Source organism: Actinomadura logoneensis (genome assembly GCF_003428695.1).
GTDB lineage: Bacteria > Actinomycetota > Actinomycetes > Streptosporangiales > Streptosporangiaceae > Spirillospora > Spirillospora logoneensis.
Window position 1 is genome coordinate 1 of the sequence record NZ_QURH01000415.1, and the last position, 805, is coordinate 805.

Here is an 805-nt window from a genome sequence, read left to right on the forward strand (position 1 = left end):
CGCCAGGGCGCCGCCCTCCGCCGGCTCACCGGGTGCGGCGCCCGCGTCCGCGTCCCCGCCGGACGGGCCGGACGGGCCGGGCGCGGGCCGGGTCACCGTCCCGACGCTCACCTCGGGGGCGCGCTCGCAGGGGCTGGCGAAGAACGAGAACTCGGCGCCGATCTCCACCGGCCGGACGAGCCGTCCGACGAACAGCGCGCCGTGGTCCACGGGCGCGCCGTGCACGAACGCCGTCCCGACCACGCGCAGCAGCGAGGACAGCGACTCGTCGTCGGTGTCGAGCGCGACCGCGGGGACGTCCAGGGCGGTCCCGGCGAGGGCGCTGAGCGTCCGGCCGGGGCCGACCTCGACGAACAGGTCCACGTCCTTGCCCGCCAGCTCCAGCGCCTGCCCGAACCGGACCGGGTCGGCGATCTGGCGGCGCAGCAGCGCGCGCAGGTCGGCGCCGGGCTCCAGGGGCTCGCCGGTCACCGTGGACACCACCCGGCCCTCGACCGGCCCGAACTCGCGCCCGGCCAGCCAGGCGTCGAACGCCTCGGCGGCGGGCGCGACCAGCGGCGAGTGGAAGGCGTGCGAGACCGCGAGCCGGGTGCAGTCGATCCCGGCGCGCTCGGCGCCCGCGACGACCGCGTCCACGGCGGCGGCCGGTCCGGCGACGACCGTCTGGTTCGGGCCGTTGTACCCGGCGATGACGACCGGGCCGTCCGCGAGCAGCGGCGCGACGACGTCCGCGGGGGCGGCCAGGCCCGCCATGGCCCCGCCGCCGGTGCTGTGCTCGGCCATCGCCCGGCCGCGCGCGGCGGCC

The 805-nt window shown here is 79.5% G+C and carries 1 protein-coding gene; it reads right to left on the reverse strand.

What is annotated here, in order from left to right; translation table 11 throughout:
- Window positions 1-805 (reverse strand): acyltransferase domain-containing protein (locus DZF91_RS23035; RefSeq protein WP_117359478.1); only part of this gene is annotated, 805 nt, incomplete at both ends.